3 protein-coding genes are annotated in these 6,458 nt (G+C 42.9%); all 3 read right to left on the bottom strand.

What is annotated here, in order from left to right:
• A partial coding sequence (locus F6K37_RS29545) for a hypothetical protein (protein ID WP_287254036.1) occupies window positions 1–423 on the bottom strand: 423 nt, incomplete at its 3' end.
• 106 nt (window positions 424–529) lie between these two features.
• On the bottom strand, window positions 530–1,933 hold the full coding sequence (locus tag F6K37_RS29540) for a hypothetical protein (protein ID WP_287254034.1): 1,404 nt from the start codon (window positions 1,931–1,933) through the stop codon (window positions 530–532).
• 94 nt (window positions 1,934–2,027) lie between these two features.
• A partial coding sequence (locus F6K37_RS29535; protein WP_287254033.1) for a Tc toxin subunit A-related protein occupies window positions 2,028–6,458 on the bottom strand: 4,431 nt, incomplete at its 5' end.

The following is a 6,458-nucleotide window of genomic DNA, read 5'->3' as shown; positions in this document are numbered from 1 at the left end:
ATCAGCAACTTCAGGGTATTGATCTATAAGCTGCTGGCCAGAGTATTTTATTTTAAAAACATCTTTTGAAAACCTATTTTTCTCAAATACAAAATTTGGATCAGCTTCAACTCTGTAATTTTCTAGGGCCTTCTTAAGCTTATCAACATTTTCTCTTCCCTTTACTATGGTTAGTTTTGATCCCCTATCTTGAAAACTATCAAAAGTAGGTTTCGATGAAGATCCAGCACCTAAATCTGGCGCAGCAAGTTCATCTATTTCAACTTGATCAAGGCTTTCCTCTTCAACCCCCTGCGCAACTTCCTCAGTTTCGGGAGCAACGGGTTTAGTAGCCCGTTCCATCTCTCCCTTCTTCTTTCCTCTTCTTTTCTTTAGTGCTTTACTTGCTCCCTCTTCAACTTTTTGTTTGATCCGACTCAACATACAAACCTCCTGATAGACATTTAATTTATCCTGGTGGATCTTTTTTTTAATGGTTTGATTGGTCTTAGACTTTCACAGGATTTAGACCCGAATTATTCGGTTATTATTAGCTTAAGGTGTCAAACGTTGGGATACCCACCGACAGTGTGACCGTAGTGTCAACGTGGTACTTCATCTCCACCGAGGACAATTTATTCGTTCCAGTGCGACTCCATAGCTCTAAAACCTTACCGTTTCCCTCATAGAGCGCAAAGTGGTCATTGTCGCCCCATCGGATAACCGCTCCCTTTGGTACGTATTTGTCCATTAGATCTGGATATTTCAACAGGCGCGAATCCAGATCCATCCCACCATTAAGAAATCCAAAACTCTCCTGATCGGGACCTTTTTCTCGATTACCCACCACCACTTTGAGTTGGTTCCACGATAACAAACCTGCTTTATATGACAAATAGGCTATACACTCCCAGCAGTTCATCACCGTAGGCTCTGTCCGTGGGTTGGATTCTTGCAGCAATTGCTTTAGATCGGTTTCACTGTCCTTGTCCACAGAGCCGCTCCAAGTTAATTTCCCCAAGAGCTGTTGCCCAATTTTGATAGACTTTTCCATATTGGTAAGCATTTGCATCGTACTCTCGAGCGCCTCTTCAACATCTTCTATTCTTGAGCCTCTCGCTAATCGACCCAAACTAACGAGCTGTCCATGTAGCGATTGCTTCGACTGCTCTCGATCCAAAGGGGCTGGTGAGGAACTTAATCGATCACGTTCCATTGCTTCATAGGCGCTGGCGATTTGCTCCGGCGTCAGATCGACAAGTTTGTTCAGCTTAAATAGATATATCTGATCGTAATCATCCCTAAGCAAATGAATAAGCTTTTCCATATGCTCTTTATCTATATGTTGTCGCCATTCGGAAAACCCAAAATTCATTAATCCCGGCGCGGGTTGGGTATTAACCAATCCTAAAACTCTTGTTTCAAACTGCTCTAGCTTAAATCCTTCGCCATACTGTAATAGGTCCTCTGTGTTGAACCCTGTGCTGGCTTGGTGGGACAAATGTCTTATGCGCAAAGGATTATATTTTTTTGCGAGCGCCTGCATCCTGGCTATACTGCTTGCCTTTTGTTCCTCCTTTAGCACTTCTCTGGCTATTTCTCCTAAAGAAGTGCCAGAATCATACTTGCGTAAGATCACGCTGGCATATCGATCCAGGTTGATGTTCCCCTTATCACTTCCGAACGATTGTATAAGTTCTTGTTTCACCTGTGGCAACGCAGAATAGTCCAAGCGTATTAGAGCCTCTGCTATGGTGCTAGCATCATCGCCTTCCTGTATTCGCCTTTTCACATATTCCGGAAATCTGGAATCAAGCTCCGAGAAACCGTGAGCAGATAGCTCTTCTTTTACTAACGCTTTTTTGTATTTCTCCCGCGTCGTTTTTTCTTCTTCGTTAAGAGCAATGCTCTTCTTTTTCCCTTTATCGGCTTGTCTTAATAGAATGTCACGCATGATATTCAGATTTCCTCCTTTTACTCTTTTAGTTTGGTTTATCGTAGTTAATTAACTAAGCGGTAAAACAACCAATTAATTCAACCTAAATCAATTACACTTCCCCCTTATACATCACAACCAACCCCAAATTACTCAAACTCTTCCTATCCCCTTTCGCCTTAAAGTTCCAACTCGCACCCGAGCTTCGGATCATCAACCCATTCGCCTCATTAAACTTGCCATGCTTCAGGGTCAGGTCATCATCATCATTCAGAATCAAACTCACCTGCCCTTCCCCTTGCATTTCATAATGAGGCACCAGCCCAGTAATTTTGCTACCGGATAAATTAGGTAACATCTCCCGCTTGACCATAATGTCGAGTTCTTCAGTTTCGTCACTAATAAACGCCTGCCATTCTTGAGGAAATGTTTCCGCCATATTTATATAAACAGCAGTGGGATAAGGCTTCAACATCCCCTTCACCGCACTAGCGAATGATTGACCGCCATTAAGCGCTGTGTACTTCAACTTGATTGTCACCTTATTCAGTTCGTTCAAATTGTAGCTGCCACGCTTTCCGCTTAACTCTAATCGCCAGGTGGATACCGCACCCGTTCCTTCAAAGGGAAGGAAACGTTCATCGTCTAATCGCAGTTCAAATAAACCGTTAGGTTCGTCGTATTCTCCGATGTCACCCAGAGCAATTTGCTGAGTGGTGCGCCAATCGCTGCGGATTGACATCGGTTCCTTACCTTTAGGATTCAGTAAGTACTTCACTGCTTTCACGTCTGGTTCCATCACGGTTTTATGACGGAGTTGAGTTAAGGTGGCATTTACGGTTTTTCCTTCCCCCCCATCGATGGCTATGGCAATCGTTTTCACCATACGGCGGTAATGCCCTTGGAAGTCGTAATCGAATAAGGCTTCCGAGAGGTTGAACTCACAAGTGCCTTTGGTTTTCAATTGAATAAAGGCCATGGGGTCCAGCTCCGCCAAGGAAATATGTTTCCCGATTTCTAAAGAACGGCTATTGGTATCTATATAAGCCTTCTCCATGCGGTCTAGGTCATGCCCTAGGGAATCACCACTGAGTAAACCTTTCCGCAAACTATCCCAATACATACCGCCAATGAACGAGACCTCACTCTCTTTAAGACCGCGCTCAAATTGATAGGCTTTTTCGGCTGATTTGGCCATATCATGGGCGAGCTTATAGGTTTGGAAGAACAAACCTGAGAGCTTGCTGGTCATCCATTGATACAACTGTTCGTTTGAGAATTTGCTGGTCATAAAGCGTTTCATTGATTCATTTTGTTTGATCTCCTTTTCGGTTGACTGTATCTCTAGCCTTGCGACATTGATTTGAAATTTCGCTCCTTCGATTTGGGCTTCCAGTTGCTTGATTTCACTTTCAGCCATTGCTTTTTGAAGTATCCAATCCTCCAAACTTCGTTCAAATTGGGCATAGATACCTGCAATTTCTCCTTTGTTACTTAAATATTCTGTCATTGATGATATAGCCCCTGAATATGTACTGAGCGAGCTACTGACTTGGCTCCCGCCCCAGGTCACCTCTGACGCAAACGGTGGGCCAATTGCATAATCAGGAACCAATGCGGCAAATGCAGCTACAGTTTGCGTTCCAAAATTAATTAAATCCAGAAACATTGCATCTTCTATAATGGAGATTTGAGTTCTTTCTTTTGCTATCATACCTTTAGTAATCAAATTGTTATAATGCTCAAGTTGCCCTTCAGCACTTATCTTATTTTCTTCAAGGGATTTCAAGTTCTCCAGGGCATCATTTAATTGCGCTTCCTTAATCCGGCTCGTAACTTCGAGAATTTCCTTCTCATGACGATTTTGTAACAAGCTCAGGGCTTCGCTATCTTTCTTTTCGATCGCTCCCAACAAATCCCCACCGAATTGATTGAGTTTACCCACCAACTCTCGCGCTTTATTCAACATAAAGTTGAATCGATAATGAGGTACAGCAACTGACAATCCTGCGATCGCGCCACCGATGCCACCGCCACCTGCTACTGCCCGTACTAAAGCCATCGGGTCAATGGGAGGTTGGAACAAGGGCAAGGGTTGCTTAATCCCCATAATGTTTAGGCTATGGCGTATTTTATACAGCCGGTCTTCTATCCGGTCCCAGTAGTCAATTAAATTTTGATTTTCGGGTATATAGAAGTAGGGTTCAGTGACTGAGCTATGAATATTAGCCGCGAAGGTTAGACTCTTTTCATCTGGGTCTTTCCTACTCACATCAAACAAAAAGTCATATTGACTACTATCTGCCTCCGCGCCTTTATCATGAATGCCTTCAATCCCATTGTTGCCATTACGCCCAAAGGGTTTTGAATCAGACAATAGTCTGGTGCCGGTATTTTCGGGTTTTTGTCCGAGGAGATCGTAAGCTAAGATATAGTGCATCCGGGCTTCGTTGATACTCTCCCTGCTGTACTGACGGAACAGTTGATCCCCCCAGTCGATCAGATTATCGATATAGGCCATCACTGTGGTGCGTCGATAGGCAATGCGTCTGAGTCGGGCAATGGCATGAGGGTCGAAGGGGTCTTTCAGATAGGCTTGGATTTGCGGCTGACTAATGGTTTCATCGGGAACCATAAATCCATACCTGATGGGAAGTCGTTTGACTATCTCCAAGGTTTCTGCTAAAGCTTTGGCATTAGGGTTATCTTTCACCAGAGCATCAACAGGCGTTTTCAGAGTGGTAATTGCTGATTCTGTAGGCAATTTTTTCAAATCCGTCAAATCGGTTTTATCAGGCATTTCTGTTCTGTCAAGCTCGTGTTTTCCTTCAAACACCTCCTCGTATGGTTCAAGCAATTTAATGACTGCGGATGCATCCAGCTTTAATGCCGTAGCATTAGACTCGAGCCGAGTAATCAAAGCCTCAATATCCACTGACAAGAACGGCAAGAACTGCCAATATTCAAATTCATCTGTCGGGTCAAAAATGTACTCAAACCATTTCTTCGCCTCGGCAAACTTCTGTTGAGTATTCAGAGATTGGGCAATCAGCAAAGGCGCGTGGAAGAATAGTTCCCAATAGTGAAGGCCATTCGCACCACGAAACTCCAAGTGTGAATGCAAAGGAAGGGTTTCAACCCTATTGCGATTTACTTGAATAATAGTATCAGGGCTTTCTTCAGCTGGTTTTTTATTAGGGTCATAGTCTACTTTTTGAAAAATCGGGAGTTCATCTATTTCTTGATTTATCAGGCTAAATAGGTCATCAATGCCATTGGCAAACAATTTTTGACTCAATTTACTTCCCGTCATCGAGGACAAACGAATGATGTCATACTTAGCATTTTGCTTAGTGACAAATTCCTCCACCCTCACATATTCCTTTCCTGATACTAGGTAGGCATGACTACCCTGTTGAAAGGCGCTGTCGAACTTATCGAATCCCTCAGGCCATTCCCAGTTACCTTGGATATTGTTAATTTCTTTGGTGGCTTTGGATTCGGGATCGAAAATTGCGTATTGACTATGGTCGAAGAGATAAACCTTATTATCCAATTCAAATACCGCTCGAACCGGTCCATTCCATCGAGGCAACCCTTCCGTATTATTCCTCAATAGTCGAGGATATCCCGGTTCGACATAATCGAACTCAGTACCCTGGTAACGATAATACTGGTCCCCCGAAAAGAGGTATGTTTTTTCGTTGTGAGTAAAAGCTGCATCAACCACACCCGTGTATTGGATGTTATTTTTTACTTTTCCCCAATCCTCGTTAATGATCTTTTTATGCGAGGCATTATCGGCAGTGAAATAAATATTTCCTTGGAAAAATCGGATTTTATTATCTGAGCTAAAGAAAGCAGCATTAATTCCATTTTCGTTGGGAATACCATCTACTCGGCCTTGGGAAATTTTCCTTGGATATCCCGTAACAGGCACAGACTTTGACGGATCGTCAACAAACTTAATGTATTGGTTGCCAGACACCAAATACAAGATTTGGCTACCGGTGGAATCCCTCTTGGTTAAGGCATAGTCTATGGATGAAACGCTAGTATCGACTAGAACCGTTGCGCTAGATGTATAAGTGGCAATATTCTTGGGTTGAGACCATGGAATAAGCAATGAACTCATTACCTTATTAAAGCTAGGACCCATTATGTAATTTTGCGCAGAAAGAAGCATTAGTTGACCCTGGGAGTCAATATACATTCCTGTTAACTGGTTAGAAGGCACTCCGTTAACATGAATAGTTTTCATAGGTGACCTTGTGGGTTGATTTCTTCCATCAACATTTCTGGCAAAGTCCTTATGAAATACAAATAGTTTCGGTTGAGTATCATTAACCGCTAAAATAAAGTGCTCCCCATATATGGATAACCCGACGAGGGATTTAGTCGGTGAACTTTTTATTCGAGCAATTTCTTCTAGTAGATAGGCTTGACTAGCAGAGCTATGTTTATAGAACTGATTGTCGGCTATAAAGAAAGCATCCTCATTAACCACAAACGCTGCAGTAACCTGACTTAAGTTCAGTTGCCA

This window comes from Moorena sp. SIO4E2 (assembly GCF_010671945.1).
Lineage (GTDB): Bacteria > Cyanobacteriota > Cyanobacteriia > Cyanobacteriales > Coleofasciculaceae > Moorena > Moorena producens.
The sequence above is the reverse complement of the archived record's forward strand: the minus strand, read 5'-3'. Positions and strand labels throughout refer to the sequence as shown.